Origin of the sequence: Bradyrhizobium sp. CSA112 (genome assembly GCF_029051645.1) — a bacterium.
GTDB lineage: Bacteria > Pseudomonadota > Alphaproteobacteria > Rhizobiales > Xanthobacteraceae > Bradyrhizobium.
Genome location: NZ_JAACFS010000027.1, coordinates 37,520 through 62,836, shown reverse-complemented (window position 1 = coordinate 62,836; position 25,317 = coordinate 37,520). Strand labels below are relative to the sequence as shown.

Sequence of the window (25,317 nt, the reverse complement as noted above, 5' to 3'; positions counted from 1 at the left end):
TTAAGACCGTTTCTGAGCGCCAGGACCGAACCTTCGGATCATCTTTCTGTCCAAACGCTGCGAACAGTGGCGCAGCGCATGGAGCAGCTCCTTTTCGACCATCCGGGCCGAAATCCCAAACCGTAATGCGATGTCCTCGTGCTTCATTTCGCTAACGCGTGCGAGCACGAAGATGGCCTTGCGGCGGGGCGTCAATTCATTCAGCGCGCCTTCGAGCGCCGCCATTTCCGCCCGCGCCGTGGCGATGCGCTCGGGATCGAGCACCTCGTCCATCATGTGACGCAAGGTCTCGATTTCGGCCGCACTCAGCTTGCGGCTGTGAGCCTCCCTGCGATCCGCAGCAACATTGAGCGCCACGCGGAAGAGATAGGATTCCGGGCGCTGCACCAACCCGACGTCGCCCATACGGCCGACCCGCAGCCAGGTCTCGTGCAGAACTTCGGTTGCGAGGGCATCGGAGCCCAAGCGGCGGCGAAGACGTTCCTGGAATCTTCGGTAGCCGGACTCGAGGACAGCGCGCATGTGCACGCTCGGCGGCTCCGTCATGGATGCTGACCGGACGATTCGGCGCAACTTCGACCTGATGTCTTCGGTTGCAGGATGACAGTGAGCGGCTGCGGCAAGTCGTGTGGCGGCGGCGCGACACTGGCTTTCATCAGCGCGCCTGTGATCATCGCATCCCGGGTTTCGTCCCCCGTCGAACCCAGAAAATGCAGCGCTTGAACGGCGCCGCTGTCTCCGACCCAGATCTGAAACGCCGCACGATTTTGGCCCAGACGAATGTCATCGTTGCGGCAGAGCGTGCGTTCGAGAATGCTTTGTACCTGCGAAAAATAGACGCCATAATCGGCGCTACGCCCATCGCGTGGACGCGCCGCCCTTTCCTTCGGCGTCGCGATGCCCACGGTAAAGGCATTGGCCCCGGCGTAACGAATCGAAAGACCTGTTCCAGCGAGCAGAATGCGTAAGGCATTCGGCGGTGATACTTGGCCCTTGACCGGAGAGGATTGCAGCCCACTCGCCAGTTCACCATCGATTAATGCGGCCATGCCGGTTTTGTCTGCAAACTGAACGAGAGCGCTCGCCAAAGGCTGCGCCGGAATGTCGAAGTCGGTCCGGCCATCCTGTGCGAACGCTGTACTGATGGCTAATACCAACCCAAGACCGAAAGCCGACGCACGGCACAACCAACTGCTCCGGGTCTGCGCGGCGATGAGCGCATACGCCTGACTCAAGTAATAGCTTCGGAATTGCACCGACAGTCTGGCCGCTGACGATCCAAGTTGAACGCCGGCACATGCATCCCAACGCCGACGAATGCGGCGGACGTTAAAGACACGATATTACAGTTTCACGACACGCCGCGATCTCGATTGCGGCGAGCAAATGCGACATCCAGGACGCGGCGCCTGCACGCCAGAGTTGAGCTGCGTTATAGCGATAGAACCAACGCGTTCTCCCTTCTTTCGACGCGCGAAAGCAATTCTGGCTTTCTTTCGCGCCTCATCGCTGTCCGGAAACGCGACGGCGCTCGGCTATCACCTGCCTGGCCTCGTCCGCCGTCATTTGTCCAGCGCCTAGAACCTGGTAGGCGCTGTCCGGATTTTGAGTCCGTTGCTCATTCACACCGCCTCGCCGCTCCTGCTGCTCGTCTTGATTGACCGGAGCGTCGCCACCGCCGCCGCCGAAGCCGAGCACCTCGACGATGATGATGGAAGCCTGCTGGCCTGCACCGGATTGCGTTACATCCTTCGCCGCGTCGGTAGCCGCCTTCTGGCTGGCGTCGCCGCCCTCGAGCTTCAAGGGAGTGATCGAACTCTCCTTCGCCGGCAAACCTTTGACTTCACCTGAGACCTGGAAATTGTTCGCATTCAGCACAAAGAGGGCCGCAATATTGAGATTGCCGCTGACCCGTACGCCAGCATCGCCGGCATTGACGGTGCCCTGCGGCGCGATCAGATGGACGTCACCCTCCTCGACGCCGGTGAAGCCGACGATCGTGCCGATGCCGCTGCCGGAGATGTCGGCCTTCTCCAGCACCTTCGTCACCGTATCGGCGTCGGTCTGGATCTCCGGCGCCGACGGCACACGCGTCGTCTTGGCGCCGCGTCCGGCATCTATGTCCCCCAAGGTCGACCAGATCGTCTCGTCGCCGCCGGCGAAAGTCAGGATGCGCGAGCGGTTCACAACGACGTTGTTGCGGGCAAAGATGTTGATGTCGCCATAACCGAGGGTGACCAGGCCGTAGCCCGCACCTGGGTCCGTACCCAACGCTGCAACCTGCAAACCGCCACCCGGCGTCAGCACCTCGATGTCGCCACCCGCCATGGTGCGGAACAGCGCATTGCCCATCGTGACGTCGCCCTTCCAGTCCTGGCCGGGGAACAGCTTTTCGATCGCTGCATAGCCACGGTTATAGCCGACATTGCGTGGCTGACCGTCTTCGCCGGGCGATTTCTGGTCCGACCCCGCCTCGCGCAGCTCTTGCATGTAGACCTGGCGCAGGAAGCGCTCTTGCGTGAATTGCGGCAGCGTCTTGAACCGCGTCCAGGCGTCGAGTGGCGACAGCTTTTCGCCGGTCATCTCCTCAACGAAGGAGACGAGGCCGTTGCGCATCGACTTTACGTTACCGCTCTTGCGGGTCTCGAAGGCGTCGGTGAGATAGAGTGGCACCACCGTGCCATCGGGCAGCGTCGTCTTGAGATAGTCCGGCATGGCCGCGACATTCGCCGGATCGAGATAGGCGGTCATGAAGGCCTCGTAGGACGGCTGCTTGCCCTTCAACCCTGCCATCACGGTGATCGATGCGCCCTGGTCGGGAAGACCCGCGATCCTGGTGCCGGGAATGACGCGGTTGTTCGCGTCGTAGCTCTGATTTCCACGGCTGTAGATCACAAGATCGGTGCCGTAGACATCGCGTCCCGCCGAGAGCACGAGCGCGCCCGGCCCCAATATTTCAACCTGCCCGCCATAGCGCGTGCCGCCCAGAACCGAGCCGATCTGCCTGGTGCCGCCGATGATGTCGTTGCCGGCTTCGAGCAACGAGACGTCCGTCGCATGCAGGTTACGCAAGCGATAGTTGATATCGCGGATATCCTTGCCGGCCCGGAACCAGGTCTGCTCATTCGCATATACGTCGCCGATGAAGATCGTGCCCTCCCGCGCATAGATGCGGCTCGGCTCATAATCGTCCACGCTGGGGCCGATGATGTCGCTAAAAAGGACGGCGCCGAGATTGACCTCGTTACCCGAGCCGGTGGCGGCCTTCGGCATGAACGGCGAGGGCATCAGGTCAAGCACCCCCCGCCCCATCACAATCGAGCCCGGCATGACGTCGTTGCCCGCAAGGATGCGCAACTCCGGATTGGTACCGGGCATCACGTTCATGACGGCGCGGTTTTGCACCGATCCATTCAGGGCCGTGATAAGCGTCTTCGACGGATAGAGATTGGCGGCATAGTCATTGACTTTTTCGTAGCTCCGGTCCTCCCGGTCGGTGACATAGGTGAGATCCTTTGACAGATACTTCGTCTGGCCGACCAGGGTGACGTCGCCGCCGACCGAGGTGAGGCTCAGCGCCGAGCGGTCCGTCAGGCCGCTCATGTAAGATTTCTCATTAGGCACGCCCTTGCCGAGGAGCAGGGGGTCGAGCACCGTCTGCAAGAGGAGGTCGCCGGCGGTGCTCACGTCCAATGTGGCGTCGCCCAGGGACAGGATGGGCGCGATCGGATAGGCGCTCACATAGCTGCCCCTATCATTGCGGATGACGATGCGGCCGACCGCAAAATTGCCGGCCTCGATCGTGCCGGCGCCGCGACCGATGTGATAGTAGCCGGCGCGGACGCTGCCGCCGGCCGTAACCGTCATGGCGCCGCCATTGCGCATTTCGAGGAGCTTGCGCTCGTCGGCGGTTCGCCCGCCGCGCACGCGCCCGTTGGTCGGCAGCGCCACCGTCAGATTGTCGAGATCGCCGCCGGCGCTGATTGCGACATTGCCGCCGCCGAGCGCACCGATGCCGCGCTGGAAATTGGCATAATCCACCCACCAGGAGCTTTGCTCGGTGGGGCTGAATACACCGTCCTTGCCCGCCGTGCCCTGTCGTTGCAGCCATTCCACATAATGCTGCATCTGCGTGCGGTCTTCCGGAAGCTTGACGCTGATATTACCGCCCGCCGTGACGTCGACATGACCACCACCAACGCCGTAGACGGCATTCGCTGGCGCGGTCGTGAAGTCATTATAGACCGCAAGATCCCGGCGCCCGGCCGAATAGATCGAAGCCTGGCCGTCGAGCCGGACATCGCCATTGGCGGCCAGGCTTACATCGCCCGTGCCGCTGCGCACGAGGGTCGTCGGCCGTGTGGTGATGTGTTGCGTCGCCGGCCTGCCCGCGCTGCCCGAGCTTGGCAATGTGTAGGTCGAGAGGATGGTGGCGCGATTGGCCGCGCAAGCGGAGCAGGCGATCTTCTCGCTGAAGAACAATTGCAAGGTCGAAAGCGGCATGACGATATGGTAGCCACCCGTACCACCCTCGTAGATCTTGTAGTCCGCCGAAAGGCTCGGGGAGCTCGCATTATATGCCTTCAGGCCACGGCCGGCTGAAAACGCTTCCCACAGGCTGCGGAGCCCTACGCTGCCCGAATTCGCCGGGAGCTTGGGCTCTTCTTGATCCTTGATGCTTGCCGAACCCAGTACGAGGGCGACGGTCCCGTCGCTGCGAAGACTGCCCCCGTTCCAAAGACCGGCGTAGCGGTTCGGCTCCAGCATCCAGCTAAGCCAATCCGTGAGCAGCTTGGTGTCGTTGTCCCAGTCGTTCGCCGGCGACGGCGCTGGCGGGTCCAATATTGTGCTGAAGGCCGGGACAACATCGACCCGTATCGTGCCGACGATATCGGATGGATTGAGCGTGTAGCTAAAGCTCGCCTGCTCCTTCAGAACGATGCTGCCGGCCGCGCCGGCCGAGCGCTGCATCGGACTGGCGCTTTGCAGGGACGGCGCTGCGCCCGCAATCAGCGCGTAGCTCCAGGAGGCCGGCGCGAGCGCCTCGCCGCCGGGTTTGGTGACGGCCGGGAACAGTTCCGCGTAACGCAGGGGATCGCCGGCGTTGCCCGGCAGTGTTCCCCTGGCCGCGGGCGAATTTGCAGCGGCGCTGTATGGGATGTTGAGTTGCGCGGCAAAGATTTCCTCCCGGCTATGAATGTAATAGTCGGAGGTATTTAACCCAAAGCCCAATGCGAGAAAGGCCGGCGGCAGGTTCGCGTTAGTTCTTAGGTAGTCGCTCCAGCTCAGCAGCGCGGTATTGCCGCCGCCGCTGTTGAAGCCGCCGTTGAGCAGCAACGTGTAGTTGGCTTTGATCCAGTTCGCCTTGGCGAGATAATCCTTGTCGAGTGGATCGGCGAACTGGAAGAAGCCGTCGGTGATGCTGCCTTCGAGCACGAGATCGCCGCCGGCGCGCAGCGAAAGCACACCCGGTTCGCCGAAGATGCTGCCCTGGGTGCGGTAGACCATCGTCGTGTGATTGGTGAGCAGGTCAGCTTTGCGGCCTGCCACCAAATAGGATTTATTGAGGATGGCATCGAAGCCCATGACTCCGGCAGCACGCGCGCCCGCTTCATCGACGATGCCGGCGCCGAGATTCCAGTTCGACTTGAGCACGATGTCGCCGGCGTAATTGAGCTGCATACCGGGACGGGCGTGGAAATTCGACTGGCTCGCCAGGCCGCCGAGCGCGCCGTAGGCGGCCGAGATGTCGAAATCGCGCACGAACTCGACCAGCGTGCCGGCGCCGTAATCGGCCAGCACGTTGAGCTTGCCGACAGCCGTGGCGGCGAGATCGAGCTCGGCCTGGCCACTGCCGTTGATCTTCACCCCGACAAAGTTGGGGTTGCTCGCAAGACTGGCGAGATCAAACCGCTTGAAGCCCTCGAGCACGATCTCGCGCGCGCCGGCAATGCTGCCGGCGAAGCTAACGTTCACGGTGTCAGCGCCCGGCTGCACGATCACCGGCGCACGCAGGGTAACCTTGCCGCCCTCGCCGCCCGCCACGTCGATCACGCCGCCCTGAACCGCAAGCGTGCCGTCCGAGATGCCGAGCGTCACGCGGCCGGAGCCGAGGTGATCCGCGCTGTCGGTGGCGCCAGCCCGCAGCACGGCGGTGTTGGTCATGGTGAGCCCATTGCCGCCATAGATGGCGATAGAGCCGCCGTAGCGGGCGCGCGCATCGATCGCGCCGGCAATGGTCACGCGGCCGTGGTCTGCAGCCAACGTGAACGACTCAGTCACCGTCGTGCCGTCCACCGTGATGTCACCGGTGCGGATGCGAAACCCGCGCGACTTGGAGAAGCCCGCCTCGTTCAGGCGCTGGTTCAGCGCCGCGAAGTTCGACAGTTGCGCGACGTCGAGTGAGAACGAGCCGCCACGCTGGCCGGCCGCGGCCTGCGCCCTGATCGTGCCGTCGAGCACCAACTGGCTGCCATCCGATGTGATGGCGAGCGAACCCGCGCCGCCGCCGCCCGGCTGCGCGGCGAGGTCGAGCACAGCGCCCGTACGCATTCGCACGGAGCCGCCGAAAGCGGTCAGCGCGATGCGCCCTGCATCAGTATACTCCGCGACATCGAAGAATTGCTTGCTGAAGCCGCCGACATCGATCAGCGCGCCCTCCGTCAGGATCACATCGCCATGCGTGGCGGTCAGCTCAACAGCACCGCCCAGTGCATCGGCGCGCCCGCCGAAGACGACAGAACCGCCGGTCAAGCTCCAGCGTGCGCCGAGGCTGTCCTGGTCACGCGCCGGTGCGGTTGTCCCATACGCCGCGACGGTGAGCCCGCCAGTCGTCGTCAGCGATTGCCCGGCGCCGCCACGACCGGTGAGAAGCGGCGTGAACAACGTCACTGCAGCATTGCCGGCATCGAGCGAGCCGTTGCCTTCGCCGACGATGCGCGTCGTGCCGGTCAATACCACCGTATCGAATCCGCGCAGCGCCTTGGCGCCCTGACCGAAAGCCAATTCCTCCGCGACGAGATTCAAGCGGCCATGACCGGCGCCTGTCGGCTCGCTGAAGGTGCTCGTCGAATTCTCCAGCACCAGCCGGTTGGCGACGACATCGATACTATTCGTGCCGTAGCCGGCGAGAACTGCAGCATCGAAGGTCACCGCACGCAGGCCGGACAAATCCACGGCATTGTGGAAGTCGATGCTTGTATAGCTGCGCAAGACCAGATTCTGCGTGTTGCGCAGCATGGCCAACGCCGCCTGATCAAGCACCAGGCCGCTGCCGCCGCCAAAGCCGATGCGGCCGGAAGCGACCGACAAGGTTGCGCCCGAAAGCTGTGCGCCAGGTCTCATATAGGTGTTGCGCGTGGCGTCGATCAGCAGCGATTTGCCGCCCGCAAGCGTTGCTCCCGCGCCGATCGTGACCACGCCGCCGGCGGCAAGGTCCACGTTCTCGCGGATCACGCGCACCGCATCACCGTTGGACAGCCGGATCAGCGCGCCCCAGTCCCGCGATGGCGTGCCGTTGTCGCTGATCACTTGCGGCGCCACCACGAGATCGCCCGCGCCGCTTGGCGCTTCACCGCGCGCGGCGATGACGCTGCCTGCGCCGATGTCGATCGTCTCGCTGGCGGCCAGGATGATCTCCGGCCCGGTCAACGCCGAGCTGCTGCTGTTGCGCACGATGATATCGTTGGCAGCTACGTCCACCCGCAAGCCGCGTGTATCGCCGCTGCGCGTGCCGCCGAGCAAGAGACTGCCGGCGCCAAAATTCGACAGGCTGGTGGCGTCGAGCACGAGATAGCCGTCGGTGCGCAGAGCCCCTGCATCCTGCTCCGCCCCGACCACCGCGATCTTCTCCGCCGCGATATCCACCAATCCACCGCGGCCACCGGCCACCGCCTGCGAGCGCAATTGCCCGTTCAGGATCAGTTCCTGCGTCGCCTTGAACACCACCGCGCCGCCATCCATGGCCAGCCTTGGCGTGACGATCTCCTTTCCGGTCAGGCGATACTGCGTCAGCTTGAAAGCGTCGGAGGCAAAGAACGTATTGGCGTAGGCTTCGTTGTACTCGCTGTACTTGCGGACGACGTCGCCCGACATCACGCGCCAGGACGACGGCAACTGATCGTGACTGCCGTCGAGAGCATTGCCGCGATAGCCCGTCATGACCGCGGAGCCGTCTGCCAAGCCCACGGCCCCCGAAAGCGACGCGCCTTGTGAGCCGCTCACCATCTGGACGGCATAGGCGCCCGGCAGCAACGCGTAGCGTGCCGGCAGAAGCGTGTACCAGTCGCCGGCGAGCCAGATGCGCTCACCGATCGCCGTCACCGGGCCCAGCGCCGGCATGATCGCGTACATTCCCGGACGCGTCAGCACGTCATGCGAGCCGCCGGGTCCCGTCACATGCTCCCAGACATGGAGATCGCCGCCGCCGCGAATATCGACAACGGATCCGGCCACAAGATCGACACTCGGGGCGTCGAGCGTGATGCGCTTCTCCGGTGGGCTTGTGATAATGGGCGGCAGGCCGCTACCGGTGGGCAGGGTCCAGTTCTCGTTGTTGCTGAGGTTGCCGTAGGGCAGAATCAGACCGTCGCCGGTCACAGAGGTGACGCTGCCCGCGCCAAGGGTCAACTTGTCGGTGGCCTTCAGAACAATCTGGCCAAAGGGTGCACGCAGGGTGCCGCTCTGCTCAATCACCGGAGCCTGCAGGGTCAAGGAGCCGCCTGCCGAGAGCGCCACACCAGCGGCGCCTTTCTGCTGCACGATGATCTTCTCGCTCGCCTTGATCGTCGCGCTCGTCTGCGAGGCCGGATAGATTTGAGCTGCCCTCAAGACCAGAACGCCGGCCATGTCGAGCGAAGCCGGCTGTCCCACACTGTAGGGGGTGAGCCGAATATCGGTCGCTTCCAGGACCGCCTGCGCGAAGCCGCGGATGGCCACCTCCTTGACGTCGATCACGGTGGCGGCGAGTGTCAGCTTGCCGCTCGACGCGGGGGCGGCGGCAGATGTTCCGTACAGCGAAATGTACGATGCTGACAGACGTGAATCAGCGCCGCTGCCATTGACCAGCGCGCCGCCGATCGAGATCGAGCCCTTCATCGTGAGGTCGACGCCGCCGAGCCGAACGGAGCTGCCGCTTGCGTTGAGAGTGAGATCGGCGAAACCCGACGATTGAAGGATGGACGGGCGGAAGATCAACCCGGCTTGTGCAGCCGCGCTGTCGGACAGGATCAGTGGCGTCGTCGTGGTGGACAACGATACGGCACCGCCGCGCGCGCCGCTGCCACCGGCTTGCCCGCGCCATGTTCCATCAATCAGTCCCTGGCCCTTGACCGAAATGGAGCCGCCGTTGCTGGCAAGCGTGACCGGCACGTTCCGCTGTGATCCGAGCGTCCCGCCCGCAGGCACGTCGATCTCCCCGCTGGCGCCCGAGACATCGATCAGCGAACCCGATTCCAGAACGATAGAACCCGTATCGAAGGTCACCGAGCCGCCGCCGAGCACAACGCCATCCCGCTGTCCGCGGCCATTCGCTTCGATGCGCGGCACGCCGTTCGCCACGAGCGCCGCTGTGCCGCCGACAATGACCGTCCCTGACGCTGCCGCGACGCTGATCCTTCCGGCCAGCGCCTCCAGCCGGCCGTCGATCTTGATCGCGCCGCCGGCCGTATTGCTGTGAGCCGCAAGGGTGATGCTGCCGCCGACATCGGTCGCAACCGTGGCCCCGGCCCCGATCGTCACATTGCGGCCCGTGAGCGAGAGCGACGTCGGCGCGAGGTCTGCGCGCTGCGACAACGGCAGCACGACAGGCGGGCCCATGTCGGCAATCGACGTGGCCGACTCGAAGCGGGCGGCATCCGTCACGTCGACGCTGCGCGGGAGTTGTCTGATGGTGGCCCCGTCCGCAATGGTAATGTCGCCGCGCGAGGTGATCTGAACCGAACGGAAACCGAGCTCGGAGTACAGTGTCTCCGCCAGACGGACGGTGCCCGCGGGCGCCGAAGCCGCGCCCCCGATCTGGAGAGACGAGCCCGTGGTCAAGGTAAGGCTGCCGCCCGACCCGGCCGTATAGCTGCGCAGATCAGCCTTCAAGACTTCCGCAGCGTCGATGTCGGTAAAATTGATCGCGCCTGCGTCCCCTACCCGCAGCTCGTACTTGCCCTTCTGCAATCGGTACCAGCCGCCGCCGGAGACATCGAGGATGGCGCCCGGCTCGAACCGTGCATTCATGACCTCGATGCTGCCGCCGCCGATGACCGGCGCCGATAACGTTGCGGCGTCCGTCCGTTGATTGACCCATTGACCGCTGACGTCGATGGCGGCGCCGGAGCCAAAATACACGTTCTCCGCCAGATTGAGCTTGACGCTGCCGCCGGCGGCGCGGATGACGCCGTCGACCCTGAAATCCTGGGTGTAGGCGTTCACGGTGTTGGCTTGAACCGTAAACGAGCTGCCCGGCGCCAGCTCGAGGGCCGTGCCCTTCTCGAGCGTGAAGCTCTTCGAGACATAAAGGTCAATCTTGCCGAAGCCCGCCGCACCCAGAGCATCGGGATCGAGATAGGTCGTGCGGCGCAGGAATGAGTCGTCGTTCGTTGAAGGGTCGCTGGTGCCGCTATACCAGAAAGATGTGAGCGGCGTGGTCGCGCTGAAGTCTGCCGGCAATTGAACTGGGCTGTTCGATATGATCAGGTTGCCAAGCAACCATTGCTTTGCATCATCGCCGTTGTCGCCAAAAGCCAGTGTACCAGCCTGCGCCAGCTTGCCCGAGGCGGCCTGGCGCTCGCCAACGACGGTGCCGCCCCAATAGCTGCCTTCGAGCACGACGCCTTGGGCCGCATAGAACTGGATGGAACCGGCCTTGCGGCCCTCCGTGTAGCCGCGCTCGTAGCGACCGCCCGTCCTGCCGAGCGGGCTCGTCCAGGTCTCTGTGATGTCCCAGCGGTCGTGCGAGCGGGTGAAGCCGCCGGCGAAAGCCACGTAGGCCTGATCGGGTCTGGCTTGTCCGATGTCGTAGATGCGCCCATCGGCGCCGATCAGCCTGGTCGTTTTGATCCAGCCATCCGTATAGCGAACAGAGCCGCCCGAGACATCGAGGAGCGAGCCCGGCCGCGTGATCAGTGAGCCGGCCGACTTCAGGGTGATCGAACCGCCCTGCGTCGACAGTTCGGCGACATTTGTCTTGCCCACACCGACCCACGCCGACACATCGGCAAGCGGCGTTCCCTGCCAGGCTCCAGGAATGTAATTGCCGTTCTCGTCTGTCAGCCATCGCACACCGGACATCAGACCATCGGAAAACGTCCCGCTCGCGCGCCGATCAACATAGATCTTCTGTCCTCGCAGCCAGGAATCCTTGAAGAGCGGTGAATCGCGTAGCTCGTTGATGCGCAACTCGGCTTCAACGACATTGCGCTCCATCGCGATCAAAATGTCCTGCAATCCGGCAACGCTGAGATAGGCGTCCTCCCCGATATGGATCCGGCTGCCATCGTGCTTTTTCTCACCGGAGATGGGCTCATCGGTAGCCCACCCATCGGTGCTCGCCACCGCGCTGATGGTGCCGGCGGGAGCAATGACGTTCGCTTCGCGTTCGATATTGATGAGATTGCCGCGCAATTCGACGCGGCCCGGTCTATAGCGCGTGCCCGTCGATGTCAGCTCGATCTCGCTGGTATCGGAAAGATCCGGCATGACTGCCGTCACACTGCCCGGCGCCAACGTCACCGTGCCAGTCCTCCAGTACCACAAAATTCCAGCGGACGGATCGCAGAACGAACTCGAATAACATCCCATGCCCTGGCCAAAGCCTTGCAGGCGGATTGAGCCGTCACGGTTGTTGAGCGCAGTCGACGCCAGCAGCGCGCCATTCTGGAAGACATCGCGGGCGGTCAGGGTGATGTTGCCATGATCGGCCTGGACGATGCCGTTGTTCACCACGCGATAACCGATGGAGGCCGCGCGCGTCTCCATCTCGGCAAAAACAATATTTTTTACATCTCGACTGAAGTCATCGTTCTCAAGCGCCCCTTGAGCATAGGAGAACATCCAGGGCATTGGCGATGACGCCGCGACATCAAGGCCGCGAAAAGTGCTCTTGCTGGTAACGGGATCAGGCCACGCGGTGCTGGTCCTGAGATAGATCTGCTCGCCGGCAGCCATGATCACCTGGCCATCCGGCGCCAAAATCTGCCCTGAATTGACGACGCGCGGCGCGAACAGCATCGCCTTGCCGCCGCTCGCTGTCGTAATCTGCGCGCCGCCCTCCACCCGCACATCACCCGACGCATCGCCGATCACCGTGCGCGGTATCTGGGCGGGGTCGGTGATGGCTTTACCGTCTACGGGTTTCTGCTGTCCGAGATAGCCGAATTGGGGCATCGCGATGATGCCATTGCCGGACCCATCGTTGAAAACATAGAGCTCCTTGTTGATCCCCGCCATGAACTGCGCATTGGAAAGACTCAAGCTCGAAGCAACCAGCGTATGGACGTTGACCTGGCTCGCGCCACCAAAGACGATGCCGTTGCGGTTGATGACGTAGACCTGCCCCTCGGCCTTGATGGAGCCGAGGATCTGGCTCGGAGCGGCGCTGGGATCCACACGGTTCAGCGCGATCCAGTTCTTGGCATCAGCACCGCCGGCGCGCTGGTCGAAATAAAGATCCGTCTCACGGCCGACGTTGAATTCCTTCCAGGTCAGGATCGCCTTCTGCTGGTTCTGCTTGACCGTGACCTGGGTGCGACCTCCATTCTTCGCCTCGGTCGGCAGATTGGCGCCCCGCCATAATCCTGCACCGCCGTTGGTCGCGCCTGGCGTCGCGTTCGGCATCACCACCAGACCACCGGTCTGCAGGCCGTTTTGCACGGTGCTTGGCGCGGTCCGAGCGAGATTACGGGCGGCCTGCTGCGCCGCCTGCATGGCCTGAATGGATTGCGTGGCCCGCCTGAGCGAATTAGCCGCCTGCTGCGCGGCCCGCGACGCCTCTTGCGATGCCGATTGCGCTGCCTGCGACGGCATCGGCGTATTTCCACCCAACGGACGCCCGTAAGCCTGCGGACCGGCCAGCAGCGCCGCCATGCTGACACTCGCGAGCAAGGCCCGATGCAGGAACAAGCGAGTGCGGGCGGAAGACGGGTTGTGGGACATCAGGGACACTCGCGCGGGGACCAAGGGATGGCAGCGATCGCAATCACCGTCCTGGTGCCGCGACCTCTGCTTAGATCCCTCTCGAAGGCCGGCACCGAAAAAAAATCCTGACCTTCTGCAGTTTCAGCCCGCTTACATTCTTCCGTACTTCGAATATCGACTTGCCACGCCCGATCAGCCCAGCAGCACGATACCGCCGGGCAGAGCTGTGACAGATGCACCGAAAACCTGCTGGATCTGGGCAACAACACCATCGACGTTTGCAATCGGGAATCGCGCGTTGAACAACCGACGCCCGAGCGCGGCATTGGTCACGATGATCCGACCGGACCGATAGCGGTTGATCTCCGCGACGGCATCCGCCAGCGGCGTCGACCGAAACACCAGAATGCCGTCTTTCCAGGCGGTTACGACACCAACATCCACCGTCGTAGCTGCACCGAGCCCACCGCCGGAGTACATGACCTGCGTGCCGGGACGAAGATTGACTGAGCGCTTCCCGACGGCAACCTCGACCGCGCCCACGATGCACGTCGTGCAAACGGTGTCGCGTTCATAGCGCATATTGAAGGCAGCATCGGTCGCGGTGACGCGGCCATCTCCAGCGATCACCTCGACGGCGCGACGCAATTCGGGACGCGTAACGATGGCCGCTTCGCCGTCAAGCAGCTCTATACGTTCTGCGCCGCCATCAGACGAGGCTTTGAGGGCGATGCTCGTGCGGGTATTCAGCTCAATCGACGGACCTCCGGCAAGCACGATCCTGCGCTGCTCGCCGGGCGCGGTCCGATAGTCGGCCACAAGCTCGGACAATGACGGCCAAAGGCCGAGCGGCGATCGTGCGCCAACGTAAGCTATAGCGGCCGCGGACGCAGCAAGCGCGCCGCCCATAAATGCGCGACGCCCAATTTGGACCTTCTGTTCAGGAGCATCGGCGCCGGCCATGTGCTCGGCTGCCGGTCCGACAGCCTCCCAAAGCCGGCAGGCACGCGCGAACGCCTCGGCATAACCGGCCTGCGCCGACCATTCCTTGAAAGCATCAAGATCGGCTGGGCTGGCATTGCAGACAGCGAAACGCACCACCCAATCGTGCGCCTCACGGTCCATTCTTGTCAGGAAAACCGCTGGATGCTCGGGAATATCTCCAGCCATCGCATATCCAATGTCGTCAGAACCCGGTCTTGCAGAACACATCAGTCGGGATCCCCGTCGGTCTGAGATCCTTTCGGCAGCCTGGGACCGAATCTTCTTGTGACATTTCGTCCAACGCGCAACGCGCAATGGGCGAGTGCGTGTTTGAGTTCAATCTCGACAAGACGCTGCGAGACGCCGAAACGCTCGGCTATCGCCCAAAGCTGAACACCCTCGAGGCGCGATGCCAGCAGGATATCGCGGCGGCGCGGCGTCAACTCCGACAATGCCCTTGCAAGCGCTGCGACCTCGGAACGCGCCATCGCGGAGCACTCGGGATCAGGCGTATCGTCGATGATGCCAATCGCCAATTTGGCATCCGTGAGCGTGACAAAACTGTTCTCTGATCTCAGACGCTTCAAGGCGACATTCGCCGCCATTTGCAGCAGATAATTCCTTGGACTGCGAACGACGTCGGCTGGAGCTGCGTTCTCAAGCCGCAGCCAAGTCTCATGCAGCACATCGCTGGCAAGCTCGACAGATCCAAAACGCCGCGTCAATCGCGCCCGCAGTTCGTCATAGCCGAGCAAAAAGAACCGCCGCAGCGTGTCGCGATTCGAACTGTTCATGGGCGACGCATCCGGTGCATCTAACGCGCCGCCGTTGTCGTAACACCGCCGCAGCCGGTCGGCTCGCCGCTTGTCCGCGCGAAAATCGCCATTGTGATGGGTTGCGGCAGCTCCGCGGGGGGCGCAGCGCCAATGGACACTCCGCGCAACGCCGCGGCAAATGCATTCTCGCGCATGTCACCGCTCGGCGCATCGAGCAATTGTGCGCGCTGTACCGTTCCCGTGGACGCAATCCACAACTGAAGCAGAAGATCAGCGCTGCCTGGCCGGGTTTCGGCATGCGCGCACAATACCTGCGACACCCGCGCCTGGATCGTCGCAAAGTACGACTGATGGCTTGCACTGGCGAGGCGCGAAGGACCAGGTGTGATGGTAAAGCTGTTGGGACCGGTCGCTCGTGCAACGAGACCACTTCCGGTCAGCAACTCCCGCAATGCGGCTTCCGGTACAAGTCGCCCCTCCACGGCGTGGGAACGCCGCCCAACTGCCAGGTCGCCATCGTAGTAAAGTTCGAGGCCGGATATGACGCTGTAGGTATCGAGTGCGGCCGCAAGCGGCTGGGCGGCAATCGCGAACTGGATCGGACTTCGTGTCTGCGAAACCGCATCGTGACCCGGCAGCGCCAGTCCGACTCCAAATAGCAGCGCACGGCATAACCGAACGCTCCGGCTTTGCGCGGCCACTAGCGCATCCGGTATCACAGCGCATCCTTACATTCACAAGACGACGATCATGGTCCAGACTGAGAACCTTACGGAGCGCGTGTTACATTCACGTGTCACGCCGAAAATCGCTCGACGCTGGGACCCTGGATCGGTCTTACTATCGATGCAGTCCCCCCGGCGCGCTGAACACCGGGGGCGCGGGCCGGTACGGCACAACCGAAACGCCGAAATTCCGACCGTATTGTTGCTGAACAGCCGGGATGTTCACGACGCCTGTCTTGATGTCCGGCGAGCGGGCATCGATCGGCGGGAGGTTCATGACCGGATTGACACGATCCACCTCCCGCTTGAGTTTCTGGTTGAGACAATCCATCGCCCTGCTTGATCCGCTTTCGACCTCGACGCATTTGTCGGGCTTGACCGGCGTATTCCCTCCGCCACCGCCAATAACGATTTCAGGACGGACCGTGGCGCGTCCTTCGGGCTTGACCGGTGCATTCGCTGCGCCGCCGCCAATGACGATTTCCGGAAGCACCGTGATGCGCTCTTCGGCCAGCCCTGGCGAGACAAGACCCACCGCGGCAACAAGCGACAGCATGATCAGCCGCATCGAGATCGCCCCCTACCGCCCTGCCCGCGCCTGCACGACGAGCGCACTGAGCCGCGTGTTGAGTGCTGCGATATTCACGGTGCCTATGCGCGAAACGCCCAGGCATTTGCGACCGCAGCCGCCGCCCCGGGCCGGCTCTCCGAAGGTCGCGACGGGAACGCTGCCGGTCACGCTAAAGCCGCGCGCGGCCAGCTTTGCGCGCACCGCGTGACAATAGTTGACGGAGAGAACGGAAAACCGTGTCTCGCCATGCCCGGCCCGATATTTCATGGCGGCCGTGCAAAGATCGCCGCCGGCCAGACGCCACGCCTTCGCAAGATAGGTCACGCCGTAGCGGATATTGGTCTCGGGCACTGCAAGCTCGGCAAGCGAACCCCTGAAGCCGAGCATCGTCGCCGTCGACGGCAATATCTGCATCAAGCCGATTTCGCCGACGCCGCCGATGGCATCGGGATTGTATCCGCTTTCCACCGCCATCACCGCCTCGGCGACCTCCGGCGGCAGGCCGGCCTGCGCGGCTTCCTTTTCGATCAAGGCGCGATAGCGCGCACGCCCGTCGGGCGCCCTCGATGGCACCCTCAGTTTTGCGATATCGCCGGCGCGGTCCTTCGGCGCCTCTGCTGGCGCGGCCGATCGCGCCTGCGGCAACTGGTCCGGTGATTCGACGGCGGCAAAACGATCGTCAAACGAAGTGAGTGCCGAAACGGTTTCCGCGCTCGCGAACCCCGGCAAGGCGATTACGAGCAATCCGAGCGCGATAACGGTCGATACTAATGGCCAAACGCGCGCTGCGCAGGGCGATCGAAGTCGCTTTCTGGCCGCCATCCGCTATTTTCCCTCCCGCGACCGATCTTTCGCGCGAAGCGAAAGACGCAGGTGCAGGGGCTGAAGCATTTCCGGCGGCGGAGCGCCAACGCCGCCAGCCATCAGCAACGCGCGCAGTTCGACGCGCGCGCCGCCATCGTCCATCCCGTCGACTTCAACGCGGCTGACTTTGCCATCGGTCAGAACCCAGGCGCGAAGCGCCAACCTCAAAGCTGGTGCATCTGCCTCTCCGCCGCGGCGCATCAGATAGTCCTGGATACGGCGTGCCCCGTCGCTGTCGCCGGCAAGCTGCTGTTCGAACTTCTGCTGCAGTTGTCTTGCGAATACCTGCCACGCCTCCGGCACCGCGGTCGCGGATCGGTATTCTCCGCTCGCCGCGGCGACAGGCGACGCCTTCGCCTCGGCGCCGGCAACGATCAAGCCCGCCATCGCCGCCACGGAGTGGAATGCTCTCTTCCACCACGCCACGCGGCTTACACGCTTGCCGACGGCAATCGGCGGCGTCACGTATCGTTCAGCGCGCGTGGAAGCGCCAGCCCCGGACTTCGCATCACGATCCATGTGCATTACTGGATAGTGGCCGGCACGCTCGCCTCGGTCGCACTATCGCGCTCGGGTGCTTGCGGTACGACGGGCGGGGTTGCATCATTTGTCGCAGAGAGCTGGCGTAGTTCGTCGCGCAGATACGCGATCAGCTCCTGCACCAGACGATCCCAGATTTCGATCTGCGCGCGAAGGTGGTTCGGCATTACCCCGCCGGCCACCGAGACGTCCAGACAGAAGACAAGGAACGGCTGGCTAAGCTGCAGGCGCGCAAAGCGGCGCGTCGCGTTCCAGCGGTTGACCAGAGCGAGCGGAAGCTCGCCCTGGACCTGAAGCACCGCAGTGAACGCGACATCGACAAAACCTTCGTCCGCGAGCTGGTTTCCCGGACGGATGTCGAAAGCAAGTCCGCCGGTTGCCGACCGCAGATACGGCACATTTGCGACCGGATCGGTTACTTCCTCAACCCGATAGCCAACCTGCTGGAGAACATCGCGCAGACTGTCGAGAGTGAGCTTGACGATTTGGGTGTCGGACATTGGGGACTCCGCTGGTGAGCTATTTACGGGAACTGTCGAGCAGGTTCGACAGTGCGAGTTCATTCAGAATCGGCGGATGGCGCTTCAGCAGTTCAGCGAGGTAGGCGCGCCGCATCATGGTTGCCCGTTCGGTACGTATCTGCTGCACGAGCTGCTCGCGGACTTCGGGGAGTGTGCGGGTATAGGCGGCCTTGGTATCGAGCAGCTTGAGGATGTGCCAGCCGTCATCGAGGCGGATAGCTTCTGATACGCCATTTTTCGCCAGCCCCATCACCTGTGCCTTGATTTCCGGCCGGATCTGGTTTTCCGCAACCCAGCCGAGATCGCCCCCGTCCTTTGACTCGCTCGCGGCTCGCGCGATCGCGGCGAAATCGGCGCCCGGCGCTTTCAGTTTTCCCAGGATCTCATCCAGATTCTTTTTCGCCTTATCCTCTGTCGCCTTGTCGGCATCTTTCGGCGAAGCGATAAAGATCTGCGCGAGCTGGAACTGGCGTGGCACCAGCAATGCGCCGCGGTTGGCATCGTAGATTTTTTGCAGGTCTTCCTCGCTTGGAAAGCCGGCCGGCGGCGCCGAGACCGATTGCAGGTAGATCTCGACCAGCGCATTCTCCCGCACCCGATCGAGCTGCGCCGCGACATTCGGCTGTTGATCCCATTTTTTTGCGGTCAGCTCCTGCAGCACCAGCCGGTTGGCCAGCAGCATGCGCACGGTCTGGCTGAGCAGCGCGGGATCTTTAGCGAGTGCCGCCTGATCCTGCGCTCCAAGCGCGCCGACATAGGCACGAAGCTCTTCAGCCGAGATGTTGGCATTACCGACCCGCGCGACGACATCGTTACCGCCTGACGTCTTGACGGAAGCGAATCCCTGGGTCGCTGGCGTCTGGACGGCCGGCGCTTCGGATGCGGCCGCTTGAGGCGCCGGCTTCTGCTTGGCCGGTGGCGGAGCCATGCGCTGAGGCGCTGGCGCTGTCTGCGCGAGCGCTCCGATCGGCAGGCAGACGATGGCCGCGGCCATGGCGGCAATGCGGACGGGTTGGGATGTTCTGATCAGGAAGTTCATTGTGTCGCCTTCTGGTCGAGGAGCTTGTCGGTAATATCCTGGAGGAAATTCTGCGCATCGACGCGACCAAGGCCGGTCAACGGCTCGCTTGCCACGAACGCGTCGCCCACGGTGAGGCTACGGTATCGCTTCAAGATTTCGTTGCCGTCCTTGATGAGCTGCACGTTCTTGGCCTGGCAGCTCTTGGTGCTCGCCTTGTACGCCGCGGCCTCGCCTTCGAACTTGGCTCGCTCGGCATCCTTGGCACGCGCAACATTGGCAGCCTCTTCGTACGCTGACTTCCATTTTTCCAGCGTCTCGTCGCGCTCGGTGAGACGCTGGTTGAATTCGTCGACCGCCTCGCGATGCTGCTTCTCGAGCATGCGCGTTTCCGCCTTGGCGGCATCGACCTGCGCCTTCAGGGCGGCTTTTTCCTTCTCAGCCTCGGCGAGTTTCGCCTGCGAGGCAGCGCGCTGGTCTTCCAGTTGCCGGGTCTGCATGGTGGCGCTGCGCAATGCCTCGCGCAGGCGATCGTGCTCGGTATCGGCGCGCGCCTCGCCGCAGAACGCTGCCGCAGCGAGAAGCAACACAAGACGTGGGATGCGGGTCTGCATGATCAGAACTTCGCGTTCAGGTCGACTTGCAGGACATCGACGGCGTACGGCACGCCTGCAATGTTGTTGGCGCTCAGCCATCGCAGGCTGGCCCACACATTCTCGCTGAGGCCGACGTTGCCGCCGACGAAGTAACCCTTGAGATTGGTGCCGCCGAGCCCAAAGTCGGAGTCGACGAAGGCATCGATGGTCGCGTCCGATTCGAGGTACTTGTAGCCGGCATGCACATTCCAGTCCCAGAGGTGCTTGATTTGCTTGTGGCCGACGGTGACGCGGCCCAGCCAGCCCTGATTACCGCCGTTGTAAGGACCGATCGAACCATCCGGTGTGCCCGCACGGTTGTTGATGGTCGTATCCGCATTCATGAGCTTGCGATCAAATGCCGAATTCCACACATACTCGCCGTCGAGCAGGATGTGCACCGGATGGAAATGGCCAAGGTCAAGCTGTGCGCTGGCGACGACGGGCCGGTACTGGCTGACCAGGCCAAAATACTGGAACTGATTGGTCGTTCCGAAATTGTTCGAAGCTTCCCGAATGATGTCGCGCAGCTGCTTATAGGTATTGCCCTTCTGCGCGAACGACGGCCGGGTCGGGTCGGTGTTGCACAGGTCCGACGCCGATAGCACCGAGCACGGACTGGAGAGTTGCCCCTGCACATTGGTGAAATCGTAGTATGCGACCGCAAATCGGAAGGCTGATTCGGGAGCGAACGGCGTGGCAACACCGGCCTGACCGCCGAACAGCCATTTGTCGCGGCTCGCAAACTTGGTTACCCCGCCCGTAGCCGCATCGAAGTTGGTGCCGATATTGAAGTCGGTGTTGTAGATCGGGAACGCGCCGGCCACGACGAATGGCGTGACGCCCTCAGCGATCTGATACTTGGCCTGCACGGCGACACCATCGAACCCGAGATCCCTGTGCCAGACGAGATCGCTCGGCGACCAGAACGGATTGTCGAAGCGACCGACGGAAACCGCCACATCGTTGTTCCACGCCTGGTACTTCAGATAACCACGATCGAGCCAGAGCGCGTATTTGGAGAAATTGCCGCCGCTTGCGCCAAGCGTTTGATTGGTGGAGACGGGCGAATTGTTCTCCCCGGTAGCGATGCGCAGGCCCGCGGAGAATCCGTTGAAAATATCAGCCTCCGCACCAAGGCGAGCGCGTAGTCGGGTTTGGTGACGGTCTTTGGTGGTGTTGTAGGTCGGCGCGAAGTTGTTACTGCTGAGGTCGTAGGGCGAACCCGTGTTGATGGCGTTGAAATTGATCGCATCAAGCTGATCGTTTCCGGTCGGAAAGAAGCTGCCCTGGTAGCGTGCACGCAGATCGCCGGAAAACCGAATCCGCTGGGCCCATTCGGGATACGCGCCCGGCGACGCCCAGTTTTCCTTATGTGCCCTGTCCATGACCTCCCGTTTAATCTCTTCACGTAACTGCCGTTTGACAACCTCCGGCACGTAGGTGACGTGCCGGGTCCCGGGAGGCGATGCTGCTGCGGTCGCTGCGTTCGCGGCCTTCGCCGCCTCGTCGGCTTTCGCAGTGGCACCCTTGGCCGCCTCGCGGGCCACATACGCCTCGTCGTTCGCCTGCTTGATCAGCGCCTCTGCCTGCTCTTCCTTCAGCACGCCCTGTTTCACCAGCATGTGCACGAGGTTGATCGTGGCGTTCGGCGAAACCGGTTTCGCTTGCGACACCCCGGATCGCTTCGAATCGGATCTTTTTGCCGGTGCCAGCCCCTCATCCGAGGCGGCCTGGCCAAAAGCCGGAGCAGTGCAGGTGAGCGCGCACAGCGATACGGCTAGCGGCATCATGCGCCGGCGTACGTCGGATTTCTTCTCAAACATGGATTCCCCAGTCCTCTACCAGTCTCTTCACTCAACCAAATCGTTACAAACCGCTTCAGCTTGGCCGTCGCGCGGTCACCCGCGTGACCACCGGCATCGGCATGTCTTTGGGCGGCGGCTCACGCAGCATCAGCCTGCCGAGCACCTCGTCGCGGATAATGGCGTCCAATTCTGCATCGCCGGTCGACGGCGAGATGATTACCCGGGTCACGCGTCCCGACGCGTCAGCCCACAACCGGACCTGGATTTGCGTCGCCATATTCCGGGTCTTTGGATTGGCGCGCAGCGCAGCCGTCGCCTGGTCCGTCACGATCGTGCTGTACCAACCCCATCGGCTCCCGCCGCCTCCGCCACCACCGTAAGGATTGCCGCCCACCTTGCTGCCGAGATTGAAGAGATCGCCAGGACCGACCGCCTTCGCATCGAGCGACAGCGGCCCCGGAGGTTCATCGTTCTTGGCGTCCTTGACCGGTTCGTCCTTTGGCTTGTCGACCGGCTTTTCTTCCTTGAATTCCGGCTCGGCCATCTTCGGCTGCTCGATCATCTTCTGCTCGGGCATGGGCTGAGGTGGCGGCGGCGGAGGCGGAGGCGGCGGCACGATGTTGACGACGGTCAGTTCGCGCACCAGCCGCGGTGGCGGCATATCGTCGTGACCACGGAGGAAGAATATGGCAACGCCAACGAAGCTGAGGAGAGCCGCAAGCGTTGCGCCATAACGAAGCAACGCAGTGTGTTTGCCGACCGGACGATATTCGGTAGGGCTCCGCCCTTTTGCATCGCGCGCGGCGGAGGGATCCTGCTCGTTCACGGGAACGTTCATGACGCGGCCTCCAGGAGCACCTTCTCCGAAAGCCGTTCGGCCACGTACTGCACGACGAATTTTACGACGGTGTCGAAATCCGCCGTTTCCACGGTAACCCTCGTATCGGGCTGTGCCTCGATCGCCACGTAATACGTGCATCGATCAGCCAGGAATTCGACATAGGCAGATCGATCGATCGACAATCGCGATCCCGGACATCGCGACATCAGCAGGACCAGCGGATCGCGCTCGAGGCTGCGATCGGCAATGCGGCTGCGCAGGAGGTCCGCGAGCCTGACCAGCAGCGCCTCGCCGCGAACCGGGAATTGGAGCAGGACGCCGCTTTGCTCGGCATGGTCATGCCTGGCGATCGGCGAGGCAGCACGTGGCTCGTTCTCGGCGACGGCCGGCGAGGCAGCCACGTCGGCCGGGTACACCTGGCTTTCGTTGGCATACCGGCCGATCGTCCATGACGCGTCGTGGAGCCAGGACCATAACTTCCTGAGGCCATTCTTGGCGGCGTCACGCATGTCCATGGCGGTGCCCATCGAACAGTCACTTCACCAGTGGCTTGGTGGCGAGACCAACCTGCGTCAGGCCCACGCGCCCCAGGAGATCGAGCACATCCATGACGCTCTGATACTGGGCCTGTGCATCGCCGCGCAGCACCACCGGAAACTCCGGCGTAAGCGCCTTCTGCTGCACCAGGCGCTGTTCGAGCTCGGGCAGCGTCACCGGTATGGTGTCGAGAAAGATCTTGCCGTCATTGGCGACGGTAATCGCCTTGGTCGTCTGTGTCGCAAGGCTCGGCGCCGCCGACGCCTTCGGCAGATTGACCTTCTGGCCCTGCACGGTCGCCGTCGTCATGATGATGAAAATCACCAGCAACACGTAAGCGAGATCCAACATCGGCGTGATGTTGATATCGTCGTAGGGTTTACCGCTGTCCTGGATCTGCATCGCCGTTACTCCGCGGCGACGCGGTGTTCGATCCGGTCGGCCGAGTAGAACTCGGCCATCTTCGTCACGAACTCGTCGATGAAGACCTGCATGTCATTGGTCAGGTCCTTGATGCGGGAAATCAGGTAGTTGTAGCCAAACAACGCCGGGATCGCGACGCCAAGACCGGCGACGGTTGCGACCAGCGCCGCCGCAATACCCGGTGCGATGGCGTTGACATTGACGTCTCCGCTCGCCGCGATGGCGGCAAACGTGATCATGACACCGACCACGGTGCCGAGCAGACCGAGGAACGGTCCGCCGGAGATCGCAATCGTCAGCACCACCATCAACCGGTTGAGCCGCTGGCTCTCCTTGACATAGCCGCTGTCGAGCGCCGCGCGGATCGCCGCGATCGAGGTGGCAGAGAGAACCGGCAGGCGCTTGCCGTTCCCGGCGAAGCGGTGGCGGATTTCCGAGGCTCCGAGGTGATAGATCCGGTACAAGGACGAGGCCCGCATGATCTTGGCATCGGACTCGTTCATGCGGCCGCCCAGGCTTGCGATATCTTCCGGATCGCCGCTGTCGAGCATCGTGAGATCGGACGCGATCTCGCGAAAGCTCTTCATGAAGTGAGCATTGGCCTTGGCCTGCTTGTTCAGATAGGAGGCGCGATCGTACATCACGACCCAACTGACGGCGGCCATGATCACCAGGATGCCGATGACGATCCAGCCGTCGAGCGTCACCGACTTCAGGATCACCGCGAAATAGCCGGAGAGCCAACTTCCGGTTTCTTCATCCAGGCTGAAGGCGACGAGCTTGGCCTGCTCCGGCCCCTGCCCGATCGCTGCAAACTTGATGAAGCCGGCAGGGCGGGCAATCTTCGCGATCTGCAATTCGTCGATGTCGCCAACGAAGCCAGCCATTGCGGCGACGGGAGCTACGGGAGCTGAAGCCGGCGCGGCCTCGGATGCAGGGGCAGCAGCATCCGGCACCGTGCCGCCATCCGCAGCCGGCACAGACGGGGCTGGAGTCTGTTCGGCTGCGGACGGTGCCGCCGCAGGAGCGGCGGCAGCGGCACCTGGCATCTCGCCGCCGATCAGCGCGATGGCGTTAAGTGCCGGCAAGGTCGCGGCAAGCGATGCATAGGGCGCGCCGTCGAGATAGAGTGCGACCTGACCGCCATTGGCCACCACCGCGACATGATGCCAGCCGCCCGGCGCGACCGGTGCCCCGGCGGCGCTGCGCTGCGCGGTCCCCGCATTCGTGACCTCGGCAAAGACAATGCCGTTATCCAGTCCGATAACGAAAGAGTTGGCGCCATCGCGGCGGCTGTACAAAGCCGCGTTGGGCTGCATGGCGCTGGGCTTGATCCAGGCCGACCAAGTGAATGCTGCGCTGTCGCTCAAGGCGAGCGATGGCGATGCCGGTAGCGTCAGCGGCGCACGGCCATCCAGGCGCAAGCCCGTTCCGATCAGGGAGCCGTCCGCCGGTTGGCCGACAGTCTGCGCATTGTTGGCCCAGACCGACGAGTCCAGTGCCGGCGTCCCACGCTCGTTGAAATGATAAACCAGTTGCGTATCGGGATCGTAGGTGCCCTTCGGATCGCTGGTCGCAACCGCTTTCTTGTTGCCGGAGTAGAGCCAGATATCGGTCTTGGCGCCGGGCTGCAGGCTCGGCACGGCGACCCAGACCAGGGCCTCGCCGAGCAGCGAGTCATATTTCTCGATGTGATGCTTCAGCGGCGTCTTGTCATCGCCGGCGACGAAGCGCAGATCGCTGCCGTCATCCTTGGCGTGGCTGAAACGGAAATTCCCGACATGCAGCCGAACAAGGACCGGCGCGGTACCGATCGGATCGGTGATGTTGGCGCCGGACGCACTGGCGTCGATGGTGATCTTCTTGCGCAATTGCCATTCGTCGTTCCACCACGCCGCGGCCGGCGACGGCAGCAGCGTCAGCATCGCGACGAGCCCGAGCATCAGGCC

General features: G+C 63.2%; 17 protein-coding genes. All 17 read right to left on the bottom strand.

What is annotated here, in order from left to right:
• Positions 1 to 522, bottom strand: a complete 522-nt coding sequence (locus tag GWE18_RS30690; protein ID WP_275189463.1) for a sigma-70 family RNA polymerase sigma factor — start codon at positions 520 to 522, stop codon at positions 1 to 3.
• 20 nt (positions 523 to 542) lie between these two features.
• The gene (locus tag GWE18_RS30685) at positions 543 to 1,235 is read right to left on the bottom strand and encodes a secretin and TonB N-terminal domain-containing protein (protein ID WP_275189462.1); all 693 of its coding nucleotides are present in this window, start codon (positions 1,233 to 1,235) and stop codon (positions 543 to 545) included.
• Between the two features lie 268 nt (positions 1,236 to 1,503).
• On the bottom strand, positions 1,504 to 13,074 hold the full coding sequence (locus GWE18_RS30680) for a filamentous haemagglutinin family protein (RefSeq protein ID WP_275189461.1): 11,571 nt from the start codon (positions 13,072 to 13,074) through the stop codon (positions 1,504 to 1,506).
• A 243-nt stretch (positions 13,075 to 13,317) separates the two neighbouring features.
• Positions 13,318 to 14,088: a FecR domain-containing protein gene (locus GWE18_RS30675; RefSeq protein ID WP_275189460.1), complete on the bottom strand. Its 771-nt coding sequence runs from the start codon at positions 14,086 to 14,088 to the stop codon at positions 13,318 to 13,320.
• A gap of 248 nt (positions 14,089 to 14,336) precedes the next feature.
• Positions 14,337 to 14,903, bottom strand: coding sequence for a sigma-70 family RNA polymerase sigma factor (locus GWE18_RS30670; RefSeq protein ID WP_275189459.1), 567 nt, complete (start codon positions 14,901 to 14,903; stop codon positions 14,337 to 14,339).
• 20 nt (positions 14,904 to 14,923) lie between these two features.
• On the bottom strand, positions 14,924 to 15,586 hold the full coding sequence (locus GWE18_RS30665) for an STN domain-containing protein (RefSeq protein ID WP_275189458.1): 663 nt from the start codon (positions 15,584 to 15,586) through the stop codon (positions 14,924 to 14,926).
• 139 nt (positions 15,587 to 15,725) lie between these two features.
• Positions 15,726 to 16,178, bottom strand: a complete 453-nt coding sequence (locus tag GWE18_RS30660; protein WP_275189457.1) for a hypothetical protein — start codon at positions 16,176 to 16,178, stop codon at positions 15,726 to 15,728.
• A 12-nt stretch (positions 16,179 to 16,190) separates the two neighbouring features.
• Positions 16,191 to 17,003, bottom strand: a complete 813-nt coding sequence (locus GWE18_RS30655) for a transglycosylase SLT domain-containing protein (RefSeq protein WP_275189456.1) — start codon at positions 17,001 to 17,003, stop codon at positions 16,191 to 16,193.
• 3 nt (positions 17,004 to 17,006) lie between these two features.
• Positions 17,007 to 17,510: a hypothetical protein gene (locus GWE18_RS30650; RefSeq protein ID WP_275189455.1), complete on the bottom strand. Its 504-nt coding sequence runs from the start codon at positions 17,508 to 17,510 to the stop codon at positions 17,007 to 17,009.
• A 59-nt stretch (positions 17,511 to 17,569) separates the two neighbouring features.
• A complete protein-coding gene (locus GWE18_RS30645) occupies positions 17,570 to 18,085 on the bottom strand; it encodes a YbjN domain-containing protein (RefSeq protein ID WP_057855721.1) in 516 nt (171 codons plus the stop codon).
• 19 nt (positions 18,086 to 18,104) lie between these two features.
• Positions 18,105 to 19,145: a peptidylprolyl isomerase gene (locus tag GWE18_RS30640; protein ID WP_275189454.1), complete on the bottom strand. Its 1,041-nt coding sequence runs from the start codon at positions 19,143 to 19,145 to the stop codon at positions 18,105 to 18,107.
• Positions 19,142 to 19,738 (bottom strand): hypothetical protein, encoded by a 597-nt coding sequence (locus tag GWE18_RS30635; RefSeq protein ID WP_275189453.1) that lies wholly within the window; start codon positions 19,736 to 19,738, stop codon positions 19,142 to 19,144. Before GWE18_RS30635 ends, GWE18_RS30640 begins: the two co-directional genes overlap by 4 nt.
• A 2-nt stretch (positions 19,739 to 19,740) precedes the next feature.
• On the bottom strand, positions 19,741 to 21,585 hold the full coding sequence (locus tag GWE18_RS30630) for a putative porin (RefSeq protein ID WP_275189452.1): 1,845 nt from the start codon (positions 21,583 to 21,585) through the stop codon (positions 19,741 to 19,743).
• Between the two features lie 55 nt (positions 21,586 to 21,640).
• The gene (locus GWE18_RS30625; protein ID WP_275189451.1) at positions 21,641 to 22,405 is read right to left on the bottom strand and encodes an energy transducer TonB; all 765 of its coding nucleotides are present in this window, start codon (positions 22,403 to 22,405) and stop codon (positions 21,641 to 21,643) included.
• Positions 22,402 to 22,935: a hypothetical protein gene (locus GWE18_RS30620; protein ID WP_275189450.1), complete on the bottom strand. Its 534-nt coding sequence runs from the start codon at positions 22,933 to 22,935 to the stop codon at positions 22,402 to 22,404. The genes GWE18_RS30625 and GWE18_RS30620 overlap by 4 nt, the downstream gene beginning before the upstream one ends.
• A 7-nt stretch (positions 22,936 to 22,942) precedes the next feature.
• Positions 22,943 to 23,347: a biopolymer transporter ExbD gene (locus tag GWE18_RS30615; protein WP_057855747.1), complete on the bottom strand. Its 405-nt coding sequence runs from the start codon at positions 23,345 to 23,347 to the stop codon at positions 22,943 to 22,945.
• Between the two features lie 5 nt (positions 23,348 to 23,352).
• Entirely contained in the window at positions 23,353 to 25,311 is a 1,959-nt protein-coding gene (locus tag GWE18_RS30610; protein ID WP_275189449.1) for a MotA/TolQ/ExbB proton channel family protein, read from the bottom strand.
• Positions 25,312 to 25,317 lie beyond the last annotated feature (6 nt).